Annotated in this window: 18 protein-coding genes; 11 read left to right on the top strand and 7 right to left on the bottom strand. The window is 70.3% G+C overall.

What is annotated here, in order from left to right; all coding sequences use genetic code 11:
- Positions 1 to 35: 35 nt before the first annotated feature.
- Positions 36 to 1,043, bottom strand: a complete 1,008-nt coding sequence (pstS, locus tag H6G99_RS02545) for a phosphate ABC transporter substrate-binding protein PstS (RefSeq protein ID WP_190609640.1) — start codon at positions 1,041 to 1,043, stop codon at positions 36 to 38.
- 197 nt (positions 1,044 to 1,240) lie between these two features.
- Here pstS and H6G99_RS02540 point away from each other — a divergent pair, with 197 nt between their 5' ends.
- The 7 genes from H6G99_RS02540 (at position 1,241) to feoB (ending at position 8,106) form a co-directional block, all read left to right on the top strand.
- A complete protein-coding gene (locus tag H6G99_RS02540; protein WP_094587178.1) occupies positions 1,241 to 2,239 on the top strand; it encodes a CobW family GTP-binding protein in 999 nt (332 codons plus the stop codon).
- Positions 2,236 to 2,985 carry a CobW family GTP-binding protein gene (locus H6G99_RS02535; RefSeq protein WP_190609639.1) on the top strand — a complete coding sequence of 250 codons (750 nt, stop codon included), beginning with the start codon at positions 2,236 to 2,238 and terminating at the stop codon, positions 2,983 to 2,985. The genes H6G99_RS02540 and H6G99_RS02535 overlap by 4 nt, the downstream gene beginning before the upstream one ends.
- Positions 2,986 to 3,019: 34 nt before the next feature.
- Complete coding sequence (locus H6G99_RS02530) at positions 3,020 to 3,841, top strand: metallophosphoesterase family protein (RefSeq protein WP_190609877.1); 822 nt, start codon at positions 3,020 to 3,022, stop codon at positions 3,839 to 3,841.
- Positions 3,841 to 4,548 (top strand): phosphoesterase, encoded by a 708-nt coding sequence (locus H6G99_RS02525; RefSeq protein ID WP_190609637.1) that lies wholly within the window; start codon positions 3,841 to 3,843, stop codon positions 4,546 to 4,548. Before H6G99_RS02530 ends, H6G99_RS02525 begins: the two co-directional genes overlap by 1 nt.
- Positions 4,545 to 5,444: an alpha/beta fold hydrolase gene (locus H6G99_RS02520; protein WP_190609636.1), complete on the top strand. Its 900-nt coding sequence runs from the start codon at positions 4,545 to 4,547 to the stop codon at positions 5,442 to 5,444. The genes H6G99_RS02525 and H6G99_RS02520 overlap by 4 nt, the downstream gene beginning before the upstream one ends.
- A gap of 159 nt (positions 5,445 to 5,603) precedes the next feature.
- Complete coding sequence (locus H6G99_RS02515; protein ID WP_094587170.1) at positions 5,604 to 6,131, top strand: ferritin; 528 nt, start codon at positions 5,604 to 5,606, stop codon at positions 6,129 to 6,131.
- Positions 6,132 to 6,198: 67 nt separating this feature from the next.
- Positions 6,199 to 8,106 carry a ferrous iron transport protein B gene (gene feoB / locus H6G99_RS02510; RefSeq protein WP_190609634.1) on the top strand — a complete coding sequence of 636 codons (1,908 nt, stop codon included), beginning with the start codon at positions 6,199 to 6,201 and terminating at the stop codon, positions 8,104 to 8,106.
- Positions 8,107 to 8,111: 5 nt separating this feature from the next.
- On the opposite strand, the gene H6G99_RS02505 is transcribed toward feoB, so the two are convergent.
- The 4 genes from H6G99_RS02505 to H6G99_RS02490 form a co-directional block, all read right to left on the bottom strand.
- Positions 8,112 to 8,345, bottom strand: a complete 234-nt coding sequence (locus H6G99_RS02505) for a FeoA family protein (RefSeq protein ID WP_094587198.1) — start codon at positions 8,343 to 8,345, stop codon at positions 8,112 to 8,114.
- A gap of 69 nt (positions 8,346 to 8,414) precedes the next feature.
- The gene (locus H6G99_RS02500; RefSeq protein WP_190609632.1) at positions 8,415 to 9,569 is read right to left on the bottom strand and encodes a glycosyltransferase family protein; all 1,155 of its coding nucleotides are present in this window, start codon (positions 9,567 to 9,569) and stop codon (positions 8,415 to 8,417) included.
- Between the two features lie 100 nt (positions 9,570 to 9,669).
- Positions 9,670 to 10,785 (bottom strand): UDP-2,3-diacylglucosamine diphosphatase, encoded by a 1,116-nt coding sequence (locus tag H6G99_RS02495; RefSeq protein WP_158219580.1) that lies wholly within the window; start codon positions 10,783 to 10,785, stop codon positions 9,670 to 9,672.
- Positions 10,786 to 11,015: 230 nt separating this feature from the next.
- Positions 11,016 to 12,032, bottom strand: a complete 1,017-nt coding sequence (locus H6G99_RS02490) for a substrate-binding domain-containing protein (protein ID WP_190609631.1) — start codon at positions 12,030 to 12,032, stop codon at positions 11,016 to 11,018.
- A 92-nt stretch (positions 12,033 to 12,124) separates the two neighbouring features.
- On the opposite strand from H6G99_RS02490, the gene H6G99_RS02485 reads away from it, so the two are divergent.
- Both H6G99_RS02485 and H6G99_RS02480 read left to right on the top strand, forming a co-directional pair.
- Positions 12,125 to 13,825 carry a VWA domain-containing protein gene (locus tag H6G99_RS02485; protein ID WP_190609630.1) on the top strand — a complete coding sequence of 567 codons (1,701 nt, stop codon included), beginning with the start codon at positions 12,125 to 12,127 and terminating at the stop codon, positions 13,823 to 13,825.
- On the top strand, positions 13,825 to 14,589 hold the full coding sequence (locus H6G99_RS02480) for a coiled-coil domain-containing protein (RefSeq protein WP_190609628.1): 765 nt from the start codon (positions 13,825 to 13,827) through the stop codon (positions 14,587 to 14,589). Before H6G99_RS02485 ends, H6G99_RS02480 begins: the two co-directional genes overlap by 1 nt.
- Here the strand turns inward: H6G99_RS02480 and H6G99_RS02475 are convergent.
- Positions 14,553 to 16,775, bottom strand: a complete 2,223-nt coding sequence (locus H6G99_RS02475; protein WP_190609627.1) for a PhoX family protein — start codon at positions 16,773 to 16,775, stop codon at positions 14,553 to 14,555. The genes H6G99_RS02480 and H6G99_RS02475 overlap by 37 nt on opposite strands.
- The gene (locus H6G99_RS02470) at positions 16,772 to 17,797 is read right to left on the bottom strand and encodes an esterase-like activity of phytase family protein (RefSeq protein WP_190609626.1); all 1,026 of its coding nucleotides are present in this window, start codon (positions 17,795 to 17,797) and stop codon (positions 16,772 to 16,774) included. Before H6G99_RS02470 ends, H6G99_RS02475 begins: the two co-directional genes overlap by 4 nt.
- Positions 17,798 to 17,893: 96 nt before the next feature.
- On the opposite strand from H6G99_RS02470, the gene H6G99_RS02465 reads away from it, so the two are divergent.
- Positions 17,894 to 18,703 (top strand): NYN domain-containing protein, encoded by an 810-nt coding sequence (locus H6G99_RS02465; protein WP_190609624.1) that lies wholly within the window; start codon positions 17,894 to 17,896, stop codon positions 18,701 to 18,703.
- A gap of 9 nt (positions 18,704 to 18,712) precedes the next feature.
- Entirely contained in the window at positions 18,713 to 19,687 is a 975-nt protein-coding gene (locus H6G99_RS02460; RefSeq protein WP_199296903.1) for a magnesium transporter, read from the top strand.
- Positions 19,688 to 19,710 lie beyond the last annotated feature (23 nt).

Here is a 19,710-nt window from a genome sequence, read left to right as displayed (position 1 = left end):
GTCAGCCCCGCAGGGCCAACTGCACGCAACCAGCCTCAACGGCCGATCTTGGCCACCTCGGCGCGGGCCCGTGCCAGGACGGCGCCAGTGAGGGGCACGTATTCGAGCTGCCGGGCGATGTTCTGGCCCTTGGGCGAGAGACCCCAGTTGAGGAACTGGCGCAGGGTGGCGGCCTTGTCGCCGTTACCGCGCTGGTAGGCGAGCACCCAGGTGAAGGAGGCGATCGGGAAGGCGTTGGCGCCGGCCGGGTTGCAGTCCTCACCGCCCATGCGCGCATCCAGCTTGATGCCGTTGAGAGCCGCCGCACCGGTGGCGTCGTTGGCCAGAACGAACTTGCCGGCCTTGTTCTGCAGGGCCGCCGGGGTGATCCGACCCTTCACGAAGGCCTGGTTGAGGTAACCGATCGAACCGGGGGTGTTCTGGATGACGCCGGCCACACCCTCATTGCCCTTGCCGCCAACGCCCACGGGCCACTTGACGGCCTTGGATGCTCCCACCTTCGACTTCCACTCGGGCGAGAAACAGGAGAGGGAATTGGTGAACACGGCAGTGGTGCCGGATCCGTCGGAGCGGTGGGCCACCGTGATGGGGCCCTTGCCGCATTTCAGCTGCTCCCAGGTGCGGATCTTGCCGAGGAAGATGTCAGCCAGCTGACGCTGGGTGAGCTTGAGATTCTTGCAGCTGGGGTTGTTGTAGGCCGGGGTGACGGTGCCGCCCATCATCGGGATCTGCAGGGCACCGCGCTGGGCGGTCACGCCCTTGGTGAATTCACCCTTGGAGGCATCCAGCATGTCATCGGTGGCGCCGAAATCGACGCTGCCGGCATGGAACTGGCGCACGCCGGCGCCGGAACCCACCGACTGGTAGTTCACCTGCCGCTTGGTTTCCCTGGCGAATTCGACCGCCCAGCGCTGATAGGCGGGAGCCGGAAAGCTGGCCCCGGCGCCGTTGATCGAATTGCTCTGGGCGATGACCGGAACCGCCAGGCCAGCCGTGACAGCGCCGGCTGCGGAGAGAATCAGGGCCTTCTTCGCGAAGGTCATCAGAATGGCCAATTTTGGGGCAAGTTATGAATAGCAACCCGCTCTGACCGTTTGTGTTATGGAGAGGTTAACGGGTGTTCAAGGATTGAATCTCCCCATGGCGGCTGGCCTGGAGCGGCGCCGGGGACGGCCAAGGTCCAGAATGAGAACCGTTATCAGTCCTATCTCCGGCTGAGCGGCTGTCCGTCCCGACCCCCATGGTCCAGATCCCCGTCACCGTGCTCACCGGTTTCCTCGGCGCCGGCAAGACCACGCTGCTCAACCGCATCCTTTCCGGCCAGCAGGGGACGCGCACCGCCGTGCTGGTGAATGAGTTCGGCGAGATCGGTATCGACAACGAGCTGGTGGTGGCCACCAGTGAAGCCATGGTCGAGCTCAGCAACGGCTGCATCTGCTGCTCGATCAACGGCGAGCTCAAGGCGGCGGTGCACCGGGTGCTGGACCGCCCTGACCCGGTCGACTACATCGTCGTGGAGACCACCGGTCTGGCCGATCCCCTGCCCGTGGCCATGACCTTCCTGGCCGGGGACTTCCGCGACCGCCTGCGCCTTGATTCGATCATCACCCTGATCGATGCCGAACACTTCGAGGCCACCGCCTGCGCCAGCCCGATCGCCCGGGCCCAGGTGGTCTACGGCGACATCCTGGTGCTCAACAAATGCGATCTGGTGGATGAGGAGCGACTGGCCGCCGTGGAGGCCAGCCTGCGGGAGATCAAGGCCGATGCCCGCCTGCTGCGCGCCGACCACTCCGGCGTGCCGCTGGCCATGCTGCTGAGCGTGGGCCTGTTCGAAACCGATCGGCTGGTGAGCCTGCAGGCTGAGGAGGAGGCTCGCGAGGAGGCCCCTGGGCACGACAATCACCATCACGTGCACGCCCACCACCACGCCCATACCCCCGAGCTGGAGGGCTTCCGATCGGTGTCCCTGGCGGTGGAGGCCCCGTTCGATCTGCGCCGGTTCCAGCACTTCCTCGACAACCAGCTTCCCGCCTCCGTCTTCCGGGCCAAGGGGGTGCTCTGGTTCCGGGAGAGCGAGCGCCGCCACCTGTTCCACCTCTGCGGCAAGCGCTTCACCATCGATGATTCCGACTGGCCCGACGGCGCCCCGCGCCACACGAGGGTGGTGGCGATCGGCAGGGACCTGGATACCAGCAGCCTGCGGGCCCAGCTGGAAGCCTGCGTGGTGGCGCCATGAGAGGGGTGGTTCTGGTCTCCGGACCGCCGGGCTGCGGCAAGACCAGCTGGATCCTGAGCCGCCTGCAGGAGCACCGGGGCCCCCGCGTCTATCGGCGTCTGGAAGGCGTCGATCCCGAGGGGCGCCCCCTGGCCCTGGATGGGGGCCTCGATCAGGCCTTTCTCCACGACCAGATCCCTGACCTGCGTGAGCTGGCTGACGGATCCCAGGACCCCGCACCGGAGGCGGAGGGCCTGCTGGCCCTGATCGAGCTGCCCCTCTTCGGGCCCGAGATTCCCGAGACGCTCGCCCTGGGCCTGCGGCCGGATCGCCACCTCCATTTCGGTCGTGACAGCGAGCTGCCGCGTCAGGACACCCTGGTGTTCGGGGCCCTGGACTCCTGGAGCCTGGATCTGGTGACGGAGGTCTGGGATCCCGCCAGCGTGAACAGCTTCTGGTTCGAGCTGGTCAATGGGGCCTACGGCGATGTCTACCGCGCCAAGGCCCTGGTGAACCTGCCCGATGGCCGGGGCTTCCTCTTCAACTGGATGGTGAGCTGCAGCGGCACCCAGTTTCTGCCGCTGCGGAGCGTCGCGCCGCCCCATGGACGGCCCATGCGCCTCTCAAGGCTGGTGGTGCAGGGCAAGGGCCTGGACACGGTCGGCCTCCAGAGCACGATCGCCGACTGCCTGCTCAGTGATGCCGTTCTGGAGCTGCAGCAGGCCCCCCGCCGCCCCCGGGGCGAGCCGCTTCCCGCCACCGGCTGACGCCTGCCATCCGATCCTGCCCTCCCTGTTCCCCATGGCCCACGCCGTTCTCTCCTGCCTGCACGCCAACCTGGCCGCCGTCGAGGCCGTGCTGGACGACATCGACCGGCTCGGCATCGCCACGATCACCTGCCTGGGGGATCTGGTGGGTTACGGCCCCCAGCCCAATGAAGTGGTCGAATTGGTGCGCTCCCGCGGCATCCCCACCTGCCAGGGCTGCTGGGACGAGGACATCATCGAGGGGCTCAATGCCTGTGACTGCAGCTATCCCTCCCAGCTGGCGGAGCGGCGGGGGCAGCTGGCCCACCTCTGGACCGCCGCCCAGCTGAGCCCGGAGAACCGGGACTTTCTGGCCTGCCTGCCCATGTCCCTGCGCCGTGACCGGCTGGTGTTCGTGCATGGCAGTCCCAACAGCCAGCACGAGTACCTGCTGCCGGATATGGAGGCCTTCGCTGCCCTGGAGCGGGTCGTCTCTGCCGGGGCCGACACGCTCTTCTGCGGCCACACCCACCGTCCCTACGTGCGCGAGTTCCGTGAGGGCTCGATCGAGCTGCGGCTGCGCCGGCCCGATGGCGAGCCCGGACCTGAAGCGGAGCGCCGGGTGGATCTCCCCGTTCGCCGCATTGTCAACGCCGGCTCGGTGGGAGAGCCGCGGCACGGGGGCACCGAGGCCACCTACGTCATCCACGACGAGGACTGCGACACGGTGGAGATCCGCCAGGTCCCCTACGACGTGGAACGCACCTGCCGGGCGATCCTGACGGCGGGCCTGCCGCCGCCGTTTGCCTGGCGCCTGCGCCACGGGTTCGAGTTCGCCGAGCGGGCCGACGATGCCAGCCACGTGTGTGAGCGTTGATGGCACGGTGGGCACTGTTGAGCGGCCTGGGCGGCGACCTGGACGTCTATGAGGCGGTGCTGGCCGACCTGCGGCGCCACCGGGTGGACACCCTCTTCCTGCTGGGGGATCTGATCGGCCCGGAGCGGGATTGCCGGCCCCTGCTGGAGCGCCTGCAGCATCCGCGCCGGGGGGAGCTGCGAGCGCACTGCATCTACGGCTGGTGGGAAGAGCAGCTGCTGGCGGAACGGGGCTACCGCGGCGAGCGTCGGGCCGAGGCCCTGCGACGGGAATCTGGAGAGGACGCCGTGCAGGCCCTGCTTCGGGCCGTGGATCCCGGCCTCATGGACTGGCTGGCCGCCCTGCGCTTCGGCTTCGTCGAACTCGACTGCGCCCTGCTGCATGGCAGCTCCGCCGACGTGGGGGACAGCCTCGGCAGCGCCACGGATCCCCTGTGCCTGCTCGATCGCCTCACCCGCATGGACGTGAACCGCCTGTTCACGGCCCGCAGCGGCGAACAGTTCAGCGTCGCCCCCTGCGGCGGGGGGATCACCGCACGGGTGCGGGATCTCGAGGGGGAACGGCAGCTGCGCCAGAGTGTGCCCAGTCGCCAGGTGATCGGCGTGGGCCGCGGGCTTCAGTACACCCTCTACGACCCGGGCACCGACCACCTCGACTTCCGCACGGCCCCTGACCCGGCCCGGGTGCGCCGCAGGGGGTTCGCATGACACCGGCGTTCGGCGGCGTGGTGGAAACACTGAGCCTCGATCTGAACGGCCGGCGGCTGCAGATCGTGACCGAGCGCAGCGGGCCGCAGGGTGCTCCCATCTGGCTGCTGCTGCCGGCCCTGAGCACCGTGTCGAGCCGCAGCGAGTGGCAGCCGCTGGTCACGGCCGTGCACGACCGGGTCCAGCTGGTGAGTTTCGACTGGCCGGGCTTCGGTGACAGTGACCGTCCGGCGCTCGCCTACGACGCCGCCCTGCTGCGCTCCAGCCTTGAAGCGGTCCTCACCGACCTGGAGGCCCGCCAGCTTGGCCCCCTCACCGTGGTGGCCGCCGGGCACAGCGCCCCCCTGGCCCTGGCCCTGGCGAGCGCGTGGTCCGGCCGCTGGAGCCGCTTCGTCGCGGTGGCGCCCACCTGGCGGGGGCCCCTGCCCACGATGACGGGCTGGTCGCCGGGGCGTTTCGGCTGGCTGCGGCGGCTGGTGGCCCTGCCGCTGATCGGCCCGGCGCTCTACCGGCTGAACACCAGCCGGGCCATGCTCCGGCTGATGCTGCGGCGGCACGTGTGGCTGGATCCGGGCCTGCTGACGCCGGATCGCCTGCGGCAGCAGCAGCGGCTGGCCCGGCGCCGCGGCTCCCGCTTCGCCAGTGCCGCCTTCGTCAGCGGCGGGCTCGATGCCGCAGGCGAGAGCGGCTGGTGGCTGGAGCAGGCCCGTTCTCTGCAGTGTCCGTTTCAGGTGGTGCTGGCGACGGCGGCCCCGCCCCGGTCCACCCGGGAGATGGAACTTCTGGCCCAGACCGCCGATGGGGTGACCCGCCTTCCCGGCCGGCTCGGCCTGCACCAGGAGTTCGGCACCCTGCTGGGGCGGCGGTTGCTGGAGGTGCAGGGACCGATGGGCTGATCGCAGCGCCGCAGATTCCGGCTGGACAGCATCAACAACAGCGGCCAGATGTTCCGTTTGTCGATGGTGCCCGTAGCCAATGTCACGTGTGAGTGTGTGAATGCTCCTGCCCCGGCCTCCGCCTCGGGCTATGGATAGGGACTGATTCCCGCCGTGCCTGTGAAAGAGCTCACCAGTGCCATCAACCAACACCTGGCCGCTGAGTTCCAGGCCGGGCACACCTATCTGGCCATGTCGATCTGGCTGCGGGAAAAGGACCTGGCTGGCTTCTCCGCCTACATGCACGAGAAGAGCCAGGAGGAGCGCGACCATGCGGCCCGCATGATCGCCTATCTGGTGGACAGCGACGAACAGGTGGAACTGCCCACGATCGAGGCTCCGGAACGCAGCTGGCCCTCGGTGCAGATGCTGTTCGATCAGGTCTACGACATGGAGAAGGGCGTCACCGCCTCGATCAACCGGCTCTATGCCATGGCCGAGAGCATGGGGGAACGCAGCGCCACGGCCATGCTGGACTGGTTCGTGGCCGAGCAGCTCCAGGAGGAGGCCGAAGCCCGCTTCGTGCGCAAGCGCCTGCGGCTGGCCGGCGACAACAGCGCCGCCCTGCTGCTGCTCGACCAGCAGTTCCTCGAGGGCACGGCCCTGACCCACGTCAAAGGGGGCCTCAGCGGCACCAGGGGTGCCTGACGGCCTATGGCGCCATCCCGTTACCGTATTGATGCGCTCCGACTGAATCGACGGGCGCCCCCAGGCCATGCCCGTCCCTGATCGCACGGGCGCCATCAGCTGTTGCCCGGTCGGCGCTGGCTCCTGCCATGGCCCCGGGCAGGCAGGGCGCCGCGGCGATGGGCAGGGGTTGCAGCTCGCCCTGCTGGGCATGCCGAACACGGGCAAGTCGACCCTCTTCAACCGGCTCACCGGCGGCCATGCGCAGATCGCCAACTGGCCGGGTCTGACGGTGGAACTGCTGCGGGGCCCCATGGCCGCTGACCACAACGGCACGACCTACGAGCTTGTCGACCTGCCGGGCATCCACGACCTGAGCGGCAGCAGCGAAGACGAGGCCGTGGTGCAGCGCTACATGCAGAACACCCCGCCCGATCTGGTGGTCGTGGTGCTCAACGCCAGCCAGATCAGCGGCCAGCTGCGCCTGCTCCTCCAGATGCGGCAGCTGGGACTGCCGGTGGTGGCCGCGCTCAACATGAGCGACGAGGCCCAGCGCTACGGCATGGCGATCGATCACCTGGGTCTGTCCCAGTCCCTCGGCCTGCCGGTGCTGCCGGTGAGCGCCAAGCGGAACCAGGGAATCGCCGCCCTGATCGACCAGTTGCACCGCTGGGGGGAGGGGCCGAGGCCGGCGGGCCCGGTCGGCGGACCCATGCCGCTGGAGCCCGCCGCCATGGACGCCTGGCAGCAGGAGCTGGTTGACTGCCACGTGACCCTGCCGGAGGGGTTGCCGCTGCAGCGCACCCGCCTGGCGGATCGGTGGCTGCTCCATCCAGTGCTGGGGGTGGTGCTGTTCCTGGCGATCGTGCTGGCGGTGTTCCAGCTGCTCTACGCCGTCAGCACGCCGCTCCAGGACCTGCTCGGCTTCGGGCTCGATTGGATTCGCCAGGCCTGGCTGGTGCCGGGCCTGCAGGGGTTGGGCTCACCGGACTGGCTGCAGAGCTTCCTGCTCGATGGCCTCTGGCTGGGGGTGAGCACGGTGGCCACCTTCCTGCCGCTGATCTTCCTCTTCTACGTGCTGATCGGCATCATCGAGGACTCGGGCTATCTGCCGCGGGCCGCCTTTCTGATGGACGGCTTCATGCGCTGGCTGGGGCTGGACGGGCGGGCGTTCGTGCTGCAGGTCATGGGGTTCGGCTGCAACGTGCCCTCGATCATGGGGACGCGGGTGATCCGGGACCGCAGCCTGCGCCTGCTGGCGATGCTGTGCATTCCCTTTGCCCTCTGCCAGGCCAGGCTGACGGTGTTCATCTTTCTGGCCGGCGTCTTCTTCCCGAGGCCCTGGTGGGCGCCTGGGCTGGTGCTGTTCGGTTTCTACGGGATGAGTTTTGCGGCGGCCGTGATCACGGGCCTGGTGTTCAAGCGCGCCTTCCCGGGTGATGGCGCCTTCGTGCTGGAGCTGCCCCCCTACCGGGCACCCAGCCTCGGCACGATCCTGCGCCGTGGCTGGACGTCGATGCTGAATTTCATGGTCACCACGCGGGTGTTCATCCTCGTGGGAGCCGCGGCGATCTGGCTGCTCACCCACCTTCCTCCGGGGGCCGGCGGGGGATCGGGACCGTCCCTGGCCTCTGGGATCGGCCATCTGTTCCAGCCGCTGCTGGGGCCGATCGGCATGAACCCGGAGCTCACCGTCTCGCTGTTCTTCGGCTTCATCGCCAAGGAGATCCTGCTGGGGGCAATGGCGGTGATCTATGGCACCACCGAAGCGGGTCTGGGTGGAGAGATTCACGGCGCCATCACGCCACTGCAGTCGCTCAGCTTCATGACGTTCGTGCTGCTCTACACCCCCTGCCTCGGAACGGTGGCGGCCCAGATCCAGGAATCCAGGAGCCGGACCTTCGCCCTGCTGTCCCTCTCCTGGTCGCTGCTCCTGGCCTGGCTGATGGCCCTGATCGTCTATCAGGGGGGCACCTTCATCCAGGCCCTCCGCTGAACCGCTCAGCGCGGCGGGAGGGGGGACACTTCCATGTCGGCGGCCTGTTCATCGCGCAGCATGAACTCGAGCAGACCACTGGACAGGTGAAGAATTCCGCCTGGCCTGCCCCTGCGCAGGACTTCCACCTCCACACCGGGACGCACCCCCATGGCCCGCAGCCGACGTTGGAGTTCCGGATGGGCGGGCAGGCAGGTGATGGTCACCCGGGATCCCACCGGCACCTGCTTCAGGGTCATCGGATGGGCGTGCATCTGTTCCCTGTCAAGCGTCAACCCTAGGGCGGCCCGCCCCATGGCTGGCCCTCATCAGCCTTGGCCATGGCTCTGCAACGCGCATGACCAGGGTTGGGCAGCAACGGCTTCGGCGAGCTGCTGCAGCGTCGGGTGCCGATGATGGGAGGCCGAATTGATCGTCCCGGCCTCGATCATGGCGACGACGCGGGCCAGCTCCTCCGGATTTCCCCGGGAGAAGTGGGGCTGGTCTCGCCTGTAATTCGCGAGGGCCACTTCGGCGTTGTAGTCCCGCTTGAGTCTTTCCAGCTCGCTGACCAGCTGCTGCTGGTCGTTGTTGTAGACGATGAAGTTCTCCGGTAATCGGCCGCCTTGTCCAGGCTCCGGTGTCTCAAAGAAGTGGGCGTGACACCAGTTGGCATAGGGCGTCAGGATGACGCCACCACAGGCCTGCACCTCACAGATCGGTAGTCCAAATGATTCAGTGTGTGCAATGAAATAGAGGCTGCAGCTCCTATAGATCTTCCGGATCTCTGCCATTGAGTAGCTGCCATGGAGCACCTTGAACGGGATGCCAGCTTCCAGGCAGGCCTGAATCTGTATGGCCCGCTCGGGCAGGTGATCGGGACGTTCGAAATCAATGAGAGCACAGAGCTCCCTGGGTTCAATGGCAAGGGAGGGATCGATCAGGTTGAGGCCGATGCGTGAATAGCTCTCGGCACCTGGCAAAACGGCATACTCGGAAACTTCGGTGATGCAGAGATGGTGGTCATAGCGATTGGCCCCCCAGTGCTTTCCTTTGGGGACGCGCCTGCTCGCCACGCAATCATGGATCCACGTCACCCAGTCGGCTCGGCTGCCCAGATAAATCAGATCATAGAGAATGATGGGCAAGCGGGGAAGATCATGGCGTAGCTGACGGTCATCAAAGAGGAGGTCATAGTAAGCACCGGGCATGTGACCCACGATCACGGCGAAGTCAACCGTCCGGAGGCGGCGAAGAAGCCGCTTGTAGTTGAGCCAGGCGACGCTTCCTTGTGCAATGAGGAATAACTTTCCCTTCCAGTTCGCCCCATGTCCCACGCCTCCGAGCGGCTTGCGGGGCAGCGACTCCAGGCCGTCATACAGGAGGATGGCCTCCACACCGATCTGCTTGAACATGCGCTCAAGGCCTTCCGCCAGGGGCCGGTAGAAACTGTTGGCGCGATTGGCCAGGATGGCGACTCTCACGTGAGTTTCTCGCTCGCTGCCGAAGGGAGGATTCCGAGACCCTCGGTTTCCATTCAAGCGACGTTCTCGATTCTGCGCATCGACCGTGATCCCGTTGATCTCACGAACCAGCCGCCTCCAGGTGCGCCACCCCCAGGCCGCATCCGGGGCAGGGGCGCATCGGGTAGGTGTTGAAGGGGAAGCGGGGGGGCTGGAAGGGCTCGATGCCCCGGCGCCGGTCGAAGCGCACCATGCCGACACGGCCGCTGTGCGCCACCACGAGCGCCGTGCGCCCCAGCCGGCGCTGGCTGCGGGCCCAGCTGCCGGTGTTGTAGTAGGTGATGTGGCACGGGCCCCGGTCGTCACCGGAGGGTTCCGGCAGGGCCAGCGGCGTGGCTTCGGGGATGTGGGTGTGGCCGTTGATCAGCCCGTCGAGGGGCTCCGGACCGTGCCGCTCCCGCTGCAGGTGCCGGACGATCCCGCGCTTGATCAGCCGGTCGTGGCCGGTGCGGCTCTTGAGGGCACTCTCGAGCACGAAGGCCAGGGAGAAACCACCGGAGGAGTTGAGGCCCCGACTCACCGGGATGGGCCATTCCCGGTGGCTGGCCAGCAGATCCACGGCGCTCTGCAGGATCGCCTCGGCGTTCCATCCGGCCGACAGCGCTCCGCCGGCCGGCCGGGTGAAGGGGGAGAGCAGGCCGTTGATGCCGGCGCTGTAGTGCTCCTGCAGGCGGGCCAGCCCTTCGGCGGCGTCGGCGTGGAAGCGGATCAGCCGGTCGTACTCGTCGCCGTGGCGGACCAGCAGCCGCTGACCCGCCGGGGTGCGGTAGACGGCCTGGCGCCGGATGGCGAAACCGGGCCGCTCCAGGCCGGCATGACGGCGCAGGTAGGCGTCGTGGTTGCCGGGGATGTAGACGATCGCCACCCCCGCACGCTGCAGGGCCTCGAACTGCTCGATCACCCGTCGATGGGAAGCCCGCAGCAGCCCTGTCTTCTTCAGGGCCTCACTGGCCGGTGGATCTCCGCTGCCCCCGGCAAGGAGGGCGTCGATCCGATCGGTGAGAAAGGACGCATCGACATTGGCGTTGAAGCGGATCGCCTGCAGATCGATGATGTCGCCGACCAGAAACAGGGTTCTCGGGCGGATGCACTCCAGGAAGGCCGCCAGGTGGCCGGCCTCGCATTGATTGGAGCCCAGATGCAGATCCGAGATGAACAGGGCGTCACAACTGAGCACGGACTTCTGGCGAGAGTTCTGGTGCCCGGTGGTTTGGGTGCTGGATACCAGCCCACAGCGCCATGGTGACATGCACACCGTGCCGATTCCGGCTGGACAGGGATGAAGAAACAGGATCGAATCGCCCCGTCTCCGCCTCACTGTCCAAGAGGAATAGCGTTGCTTTTCGTCCGTCGCGTGGCGCACCTCTTCAGGTGATCGATGGGCTGGTCGCGTGCCCTCCGAATCGTTCAGCCGGCCTGTTGCCAGAGGCGCAGCAGCTCCTCCCGCTGCTCCGGTGAGGGCGGCGGCAGGCGCTTCACGCCCCGGGCCGCCGGGCTGCCGCCGCCGCCATCGGCACCGCGGAACCCCAGGCGGGTGAGCACCCCCTGGCCCTCCGGCGAAAGCAGAAAAGCCACGAAGCGCTCCCCGTCCTCGGCCCGCCCGGCCGCCTCCCCCCGGAGCACGGCGGCTGCCAGCACCGTCTCGATGGTCGGGTCGGGGAACAGCAGCAGGTAGCCCCCCGGCCGCAGGCGGCCGGCCTCCCCCTGGCGTGCCAGGGCGGAGGCCTCGTAGACCAGCGCCAGGTCACCTTCGTTGGGGCCGCCGCTGATGAACTCCTGCAGCAGGATGTCGGTGGAACGGGCCGGTCGGTAGACGGCCCGGCGCAGGGCGGCGGCACAGTCGGGGCCGTTCTGGTCCTGGCACCAGAGCGCCAGGGTCAGCTGGCCGGAGTTGGAGCGCATCGGATCGGCGCTGCGCAGATCGAAACTGCCCCAGCTCTGGGGGGCGCCCAGGCCCCCCCACTGCCCCGCCGCCGCGGCCCGCCGCAGCAGTGGCCAGGAGAAGCGCCCATCCGGGAACAGCTTCTGGACCCGCTCCGGCCAGGCCACGGCCACCAGCAGGGTGCGGGCCACGGGCGCGGGGGCCTGCAGGAACGCCGGCGCTCCGCCTTCGGCCCGCAGCTCGGCGGCCAGCTGGCTGAGCAGATCCCGGTTGGCGGGAATCAGCACCCGCGGCCGCTCCGGGCCCTCCTCCCGGGCGCGGTTGACCATGTCCTGGGAGCCCTGCACCCTCCAGGCCAGGTCGATGCCCCCCTGGCGACGTTCGAACAGAGGTTCGAGTTCGGTCATGGCGCCGGCCAGCTCCGAACCCACCGCCACCATCAGGGGGCGCCGCAGGCCAGGAAGGGGGGCCGTCGCCAGGGCCAGGGACGCCCCGGCGATCAGCAGAGAAAGCAGGCGCCGGCGGGTCAGGGTCGCTGCCAAGGGGAGCGGTCCGGGTTCGCTGCAGTCTGCTCGCCGCCGCCCGGATCCACGACGGTTGCCAGCAGAATGGGACCGTCGTTCAGCGCCGCTCCATGGCACGGGCCCAGCGGTCGGCCGGCCTCAGCACAGCGCTCCTTGCCCTGCCGCTCCTCGCCCTGCCGATCAGCGGCTGCCAGCTCCTGGCCCCGCCGCCGCTGGAGCTGGAGATGCTGGTGGGCAGCGCCCTCAAGGGCTTCTGCCAGGAGGCGGCCAAGGCCATCGCCCAGGCCCCGCCCCGGCTGGCCGACCGCACCCCGGTGCTGCTGCGCTGCCGTGCCGCCGGCAGCGGCGATGTGGTCAGCGAAATGGAAAGCCACGCCCGGGGCGTGCTCCAGGGCGGCCAGGCGGCCGATGACCCGCGCATCCCCACCTTGCTGTCGGTGGATGGCGAGATCTATCTCGACCTGCTGCGGCACCGCCTGCAGCGCCTGGCCCCCACCCGGGAGCTGATCCCGGCGCCGGCCGATGCGCCGGCCCTGGCCTCCAGCCCGATGGTGTTCATGACCACGCCGGCCCTGGCGAAGGGTCTCGACCGTCCCGATCCCTTCATCGCCCTGGCCCGCAGCAGCGACCACCGCCAGCTGGATCCGGCCGGTCCCTCCCAGCCGATCCGCTTCGTCCACACCGCCCCGACCCGCTCCAACTCGGGCCTCCAGACCCTGGTGGCGATGGTGGCCGAGGTGGCCGGCAAGCGGCCCGAAGCCCTCACCCTCGCCGATGTGCAGGCCCACGGCGACCAGGTGGCGGCGATCCAGCGCCACGTGACCCGCTACGGCAGCTCCACCGACGAACTCGCCCGGGCCATGCAGCGCAACGGTCCCTTCTGGGCCTCGGTGGGGTCGGTCTACGAGTCGTCGGTGGTGGCGGTGAACGCCTCCCGCCAGGGCGACCAGGAGCCCCTCCAGGCGGTGTACCCGAGGGCCACCTACGCCAGCACGATGCGAGCGATCCTCCCGGAGGCCCCCTGGGTGTCGCCGCAGGAGAAGCAGGCGGCCCTGCTGCTCATCGAGCGCCTCCAGCGCGAGGACGTGCAGCGCCTGGCGGCCGACCAGGGTCTGCGGCCGGCCAACCCGGCGGTGCCCCCCAGCCGCGTCACGGCGGCCTACGGCGCCGACCCCCGGGCTGTGTACGACTCGCTGCGGGCCCCGAAACCGGTGGTGGTGGAGGCGATCATCACCCTCTGGCGCAACCAGGCCAAGAAGCCCTCCCGGGTGGCCCTTGTGGTGGACAGCTCCGGGTCGATGAAGGGGGAGAAGCTGCCGGCGGCCCAACGCTCCCTGCAGGCGTACCTGGCCCAGATCGGTCCGCGGGACACCGTGGGCCTGTTCGACTTCGACAACCGGCTGCGGCCGCCGGTGGTGGTGACCGGTGGCAGTACGGGTGGTGAGCCGGCGGGGCGCTTCATCGCCTCCCTGGACGCGGAGGGCGGCACCGTCCTCTACGACGCCATCCGCCAGGGTCGCGACTGGCTGCGCTCCACCCGGCGCCCCGGCGAGATCCTGGCGGTGGTGGTGCTCACCGATGGCCAGGACAACGGCTCGCGGCTTTCCCTCGAGGGGCTGGGCGGTGAGCTGAAGCGCAGCGGCTTCGCCAGCGACGAGCGCATCGGTGTGTTCACGATGGGCTACGGCAACCAGGGGGATTTCGACGCCGACGTGCTGCGCCGCATCGCCGAAAGCAATGGCGGCGACTTCACCACCGGCACGGCGGACAGCATCCGGCGCCGCATGGAAGATCTGCAGATGGCGTTCTGATGGCGGTGGCGTCCGGCTGGTCCAACCCCCTCGACCATCCCCTGGCGGTCGCGGCCGGCGGCCTGGGCCTGGTGCTGCTGGTGCGCGCCGGCGGGGTGGGCCTTCCTGTGGCCCTTGCGGCGGCGGTCGGGCTGAGCGTTGCCTGCGCGGCCCTGCTCTCCCGTCTGGGGGCGGCCGGACGGCGCAGCCGCAGCCAGCGGCTCCATGACCAGCGCCTCGATGCGGGACTGGAGGAGGCCCTGGAGCGGGCCGGTGGCCTGGCGGTGACGGCGCTGGCGTTGCGGGAGGAGGCCGTGGCCCGCTTCACGGATCCAGGGCATCTGGAGGCCCTCGGCAGCGTCCAGCTCTGCTGTGAGCGGCTGCAGCAGCTGCCGGAGCGGCTGCGGGAACGGCGGCCGCTGCTGGAATCCGGCGGCGGGCAGCGCCTCGATCCGGAGGACCTGGCGCGCCGCCTAGCGCGGGAGGAGAAGGCCCTGCAGCGGGAGGCGGAGGGGCCCCTGCGCCACGAGCGCCGGCGGCTGATCGACCAGCTGCGCCGCAACCTGCATGCGGCGCGCCAGGGGATGGATGAACGGGAGGCCCGGCTGCTGGCCCTGGGCACCCGGCTGGAGGCCATCGACGGCGGCCTGCAGCAGCTGCGCCGCCAGATCGATCACCAGTGGCCCAGCACCGAGGCCAGCGACGCCGCCATGGCGACGGCGATCGAGCCGCTCGATGAGGCGATCGATCAGATCGAGCGCTCCCTCGACGCCGGCACCGCCTGATCCGCCAGCAGCGGCCCGCCGGCGAGCCGGCGGATCGCCACCACCCCGGGGCGGGGGGCCCGGCCGGGGACGCCGGAGGGCCAGTTGGAGCCCAGGGGCACCCAGCGCAGCTGCTCGAAGGGGCGACCGGAGCGGTCCACCAGCCGGTGGGCCTGGGCCTCACGGGCCTCCGGAGAAGGGCGGGTGCCGTTGTCCTCGCCCGGGTGCTGCACCGCCAGGAACAGGGTGGATTCGCCGTCGTCGAAGCAGGGCCCGGTGAGCTCGCACTCCATCGGTCCGGTGGCGAAGCAGAAGGCCTCCCCGGCATGGGGGCCACGGCTGGGCAGCACCCAGCAGCTGTTGTTGCCGAACAGATCGAGATCGGCTGATCTGGTTGAGCGGTCGGTCACCATCCAGATGGTCCCCTGCCGGTCGATGGCGAGGTTGTCGGGATTGGCGAAGCCCATCCCCCCCTGCCACGGGGCCCCGCCGGTGGACACCATCCGCCAGCGGAAGGATCCGCCCCGGGCCGCACCGTCGTCGGCCAGGCCCATGATCCAGCCGTAGGGCCAGGTGGCCTGACCTTTGGGCCCGTGGAAGATGGCCGGGTCGGCCCGGCCGTCGTCGCTGCCGCCGCCGGCGGTGAAGGCGATCAGCAGGTCGCCGCTGAGCGGATCGATCACCGTGTCCTCGGGCCGGGCCGCGGGGGTGGCGCCGATGGCACAGGCGGCCAGGTGGGCATCGATCAGGATCGCCCCCATCCGCTCCTCCCCCTCACCGGGGTAGAGGTCGGCCAGGGTGGCGAACCGGCGCCGGTAGGCCGCCACGGCCGCGTCGCTGGCGAAGGCTTCGGCCCCGGGCCTGCGGCGGTCGCTGTGGGGCAGCAGCACCGCCTGCTCCACCCTGAAGCGGGCGAAATGGCCTGGGCCCAGCGGCGCCACCGGGGTGCTGGGCTCCAGGGGCAGCCAGCGCCCCCGGCCCCCGCCGCCCTTGGCGCTGGGCGGATCGAAGCGGGCCACCTCGAGCCGGCCGGCGCTGAACAGCTCCGAGTTGGCCGGGTTGGCCGGATCGCGGATCAGCGCATCGCTGACGAAGCGGTACAGGTGGCCGCCGTGGCGGTCGCAGCCGGAATACACGATCAGGGGCTGGCCGGCGAGGGCCTTCACGGCCACCGCCTCGTGGCGGAAACGGCCCAGCCAGCTGTGCTTCACGGCGGGGCGTTCGGGCAGGCGCGGGTCGAGTTCCACCATCCAGCCGTACTTGTTGCCCGCCAGGCCGAAAGGGTTGCCGAGGCCGTCGAGGCGCTGGCCGTCATAGGCGAAGGGGCGGGCGGCGGGGGAGACGGAGGAGCCGTCGGCGTGGACGGCCTCGGGCACCTGGCTCTGCATGTTCTCCTCGGCGCTGAGCACCGTGCCCCAGGGGGTTTCGCCGCCGGCGCAGTTGGCGAAGCTGCCGATGATCGCGTCCCCCAGCCCGTCGTCATAGCCGAGCCGCTGGCGGCGCCGGAACACGGCCGCCGCCGGCCCCGAGCTGCGCAGGCGCCGGGCGGGGTCGCGCCAGCCGCTGAGGCCGGTGATGCGGCGATCGAAGCGGCCGGGCCGGCGCCGCCAGGGGCCGTCCGGCTGCCGCTCCAGTTCGATCACGCCCACCCCCAGGTCGGCCATGGCGGCTTCCGCCAGCTGGCGGATGGTCGCCAGCAGCGGGTCGTCCGCCGCCAGGCTGGCGGCATCCACCCGGCCGCCCCGGGGCGCCAGGGCTTCGATCACGGCGTCGAACGGCACCTCGCCGCCCACCGCCTCGGCGTAGCCCTGCCGCCAGGCCCGGGCGCTGATGTACTCGAAGTTCACCGTCAGCAGGGCCCGGTCCGGGGCCAGCGACAGGAAGGAGAGGTGGTCGTTGTTATAGCCGAAGCGGCCGTCGGCCAGCGGATCCCCCCACACCGCCAGCAGATCGGCCCGGAAGCCGTCCGGCAGCACCAGCCGGTCCTCCACTTCGATGCGGGCGTAACGGCGGCGCTGCTCCGCCGCGTCGAGCCCGTCGCTGGGCACCGGCAGGGGGGTGGGCACCGTCGGGAAGGGGGAAGCCGGCGTAGGGGCGGCCCCGGCCTTCGGGCCGGCCGCCCTCCCGGGGGCTGCCGGGGGCAGGACGACGCCGGCGAAGGAGCAGGCGCCGATCCCGAGCAGGGTGAGCAGGTCGCGTCGGTTCATCGCTGCGGTGGGCAGGGTTGGCTGCGGCGCGGGGCCAGCAGGGCCAGGTGGTTGTCCTGCAGGGCGCTGAAGTTGTCGTCCGAGGCCAGCAGCAGGGTGGGGCGGCCATCGGCCCGGACAGGCCCCGGGGTCAGGGCCTCCCAGTTGTCGGGCGGGAGACCGGCCGCGATCAGATCCCACTGCTGGATCGGCTCCAGCGCCGCCTCGGGATCGGCCCCTTCCCCAGGCAGCGGGTAGTGGGCCAGGAGCACCTGCCAGCGGGCGGGGGCCTGGAAGCGCCGCAGCAGGGCCAGCAGGCCCGGTGAGGGGCCGGAGGCGTCGACCACCAGCAGATCGGTGACTCCCCAGCCCTTGCCGGCGGGGATGGCCAGCCGGGCCAGGGGGCGGGCCTGCGGCCCGGTGGGTTCCAGCGACCAGCCCAGCAGCCGCACCTGGGCGGGGGGGTCCTGCTGCAGAGGGGATTCCGCGGCCATCAGCAGCACGTGGGTCCGCCCGGGGCGGCGCCACAGGGCCAGGGACTCGGGACCCTGGTTGGCTTCGAGGCCGCGCCCCGGGGCCGGCTGCCAGTCGGCGGGCAGGGGGTAGGCGCGCCGCAGCTGGCCGCTGCTCCGCTCGAACGCCAGCAGCTGGGCCGGCCGGGCGGCGCTGCGGCGCCCCTCGCTGGCCATCCAGAGCTGTTCGCCGAGCACCACCAGCCCTTCGGCGTCGATCTCCGCCGGCAGCGGGGCCTGGGGCGATCCCTTCAGCTCCAGCTGGAACAGGGGCCGCAGCGGCACCCGGCCCAGCTGCTTCACGCCGCTCCAGGCGTCCACGCGGCCCCGGGGGGCATCGCTGAGCAGCAGCAGGACATCGCTCTCCCTCCGGTAGCTGGCGGCGGAGTAGCCGCCCAGGGGCGCTCCGTCCGCCCCGCGCCGCGGCAGGCGGGCCCCCGCCACCAGCTCCCAGCCCGCCTCGGCCGGGCAGGGCAGCAGGGGGGGCGGCGGGGGAGCTGGCGGGGAGCTGGCGATCAGGGGCACGACCATGGCTGGAATTCTCCCGTCGCCGGAGCGGCGGCGGCGGCATCCCGGGACACCCGGTGGCGGGACGGGTAGGGTCAAAGGATCGAAGGGGGATGGGTGATGCGATCCCCAGCGGGAGCCCAGCCGCCGCCCGGCGGCCTGACGGAAGACACGGGCCGGCGCCTGGCGGTGCTGATTGACGCCGACAACGCCCGGGCGGCGGTGATCGAGGCGGTGCTGGAGGAGGTGGCCCGCTTCGGTGAGGCGATCGTGCGGCGCATCTACGGCGATTTCACCTCCAGCCAGAGCGCTTCCTGGAAGGCGCTGCTGAACAAGTTCTCGATCAAGCCGATGCAGCAGTTCGCCTACACCGTGGGCAAGAACGCCACCGACAGCACGATGATCATCGATGCGATGGATCTGCTCTACACCCGGCGTTTCGACGGCTTCTGCCTGGTCACCAGCGACAGCGATTTCACCGGCCTGGCGGTGCGCCTGCGGGAGGAGGGCCTGCTGGTGTATGGCTTCGGCGAGGAGAAGACTCCGGCGGCCTTCCGCAACGCCTGCCACAAGTTCCTGTTCACCGAGGTGCTGCGCACCGCCTCCCGCCAGGGGGACGCCGGCGCCGAGGTCGGCGAGGCCCGCCGGCCCCAGGAGGACGCCCCGCCAGCCGGCGCCCATCCGGTCATCCCGGCCGATTTCCTTATGGAGGCCCTGGATCGCTCGGTGGACGAATCGGGCTGGACCCAGCTGGGCACCTTCGGCAGCTACCTGCAGAAGATCCAGCCCGATTTCGACACCCGCCTCTACGGCTTCCGCAAGCTCTCCGACCTGGTGCGTGGCTGCCCCTCCCTGTTCGTGATGGAGGAGCGGGAGGCCCCGAGCGGCAACCGCAGGATCGTCTACGTGCGGGCCCGCGAGGACGACTGAGGTCGGATCGTGCTCGACACCCTGCACCAGCCGATCACCAGCATCGCCCGCAGGGCGGTGGCCTGCCTGGACGGCCGGCAGACCGTGGCGGAGGCGCTCGCCAGCCTGCGGGGGCGAGAGATCGCCGAGCGGATCGTCTACTTCTACGTGCTGGATGCCGAGCAGCGCCTGATCGGCGTGCTGCCCCTGCGGCGCCTGCTGTCCGCCGCCGAGGACACCCCCGTGACGGCCCTGATGGTGCGCCATCCGGTGACCATCCCGGAGCACGCCACGATCCTGGAGGCCCACGAGGCCTTCGCCGATCACCGCTTCCTGGCCCTGCCGGTGGTGGACGACCGCCAGCGGGTCGTGGGGGTGGTGGACGTGACGATGTTCAGCGAGGAGGACTTCCTGCCCGACCAGCCGGCCCAGGCGGCGGCCCTGTTCGAGGCCCTCGGCTTCCGCGTCTCCCAGGTGCGGGGCGCTTCGCCGCTGCGGGCCTTCCGGTTCCGCTTCCCCTGGCTGCTGGCCACCATCGCCAGCGGTCTGGCCTGCGCCGTGCTGGTGAGCGTGTTCCGGCAGACCCTGGCCAGCAGCATCGCCCTGGCCTTCTTCCTCACCCTGGTGCTGGCCCTCGGGGAGAGCGTCAGCATCCAGAGCATGACGGTGTCGATCCAGGCGCTGCAGCTCTCGCCACCCACCTGGCGCTGGTACCGGGCCAGCCTGCGGCGGGAGCTGGCCACGGCCCTGCTGCTGGGGGTCTGCTGCGCGGCCCTGGTGGCCCTGGTGCTGGTGCTGTGGCTCGGGGCGGGGCCGGCGGCCCTGATCGTGGCGATCGCGATCGTGCTCAGCGTGGCGGCCGCCTGCTTCTACGGCCTGACCATCCCGGCCCTCTTCCATGCCCTGCGGATCGATCCCAAGATCGCCTCCGGCCCGCTGGCCCTGGCGGTGGCCGACATCACCTCCATCGCCCTCTACTTCGGCCTGGCCAGCAGACTGCTCTGAGACCGATGCGGCCCTGACCCAGC

The sequence above is a fragment of the Synechococcus sp. FACHB-909 genome, assembly GCF_014698945.1.
Classification (GTDB): Bacteria; Cyanobacteriota; Cyanobacteriia; order PCC-6307; family Cyanobiaceae; genus Cyanobium.
This window is presented reverse-complemented; position numbering and strand designations above follow the sequence as displayed.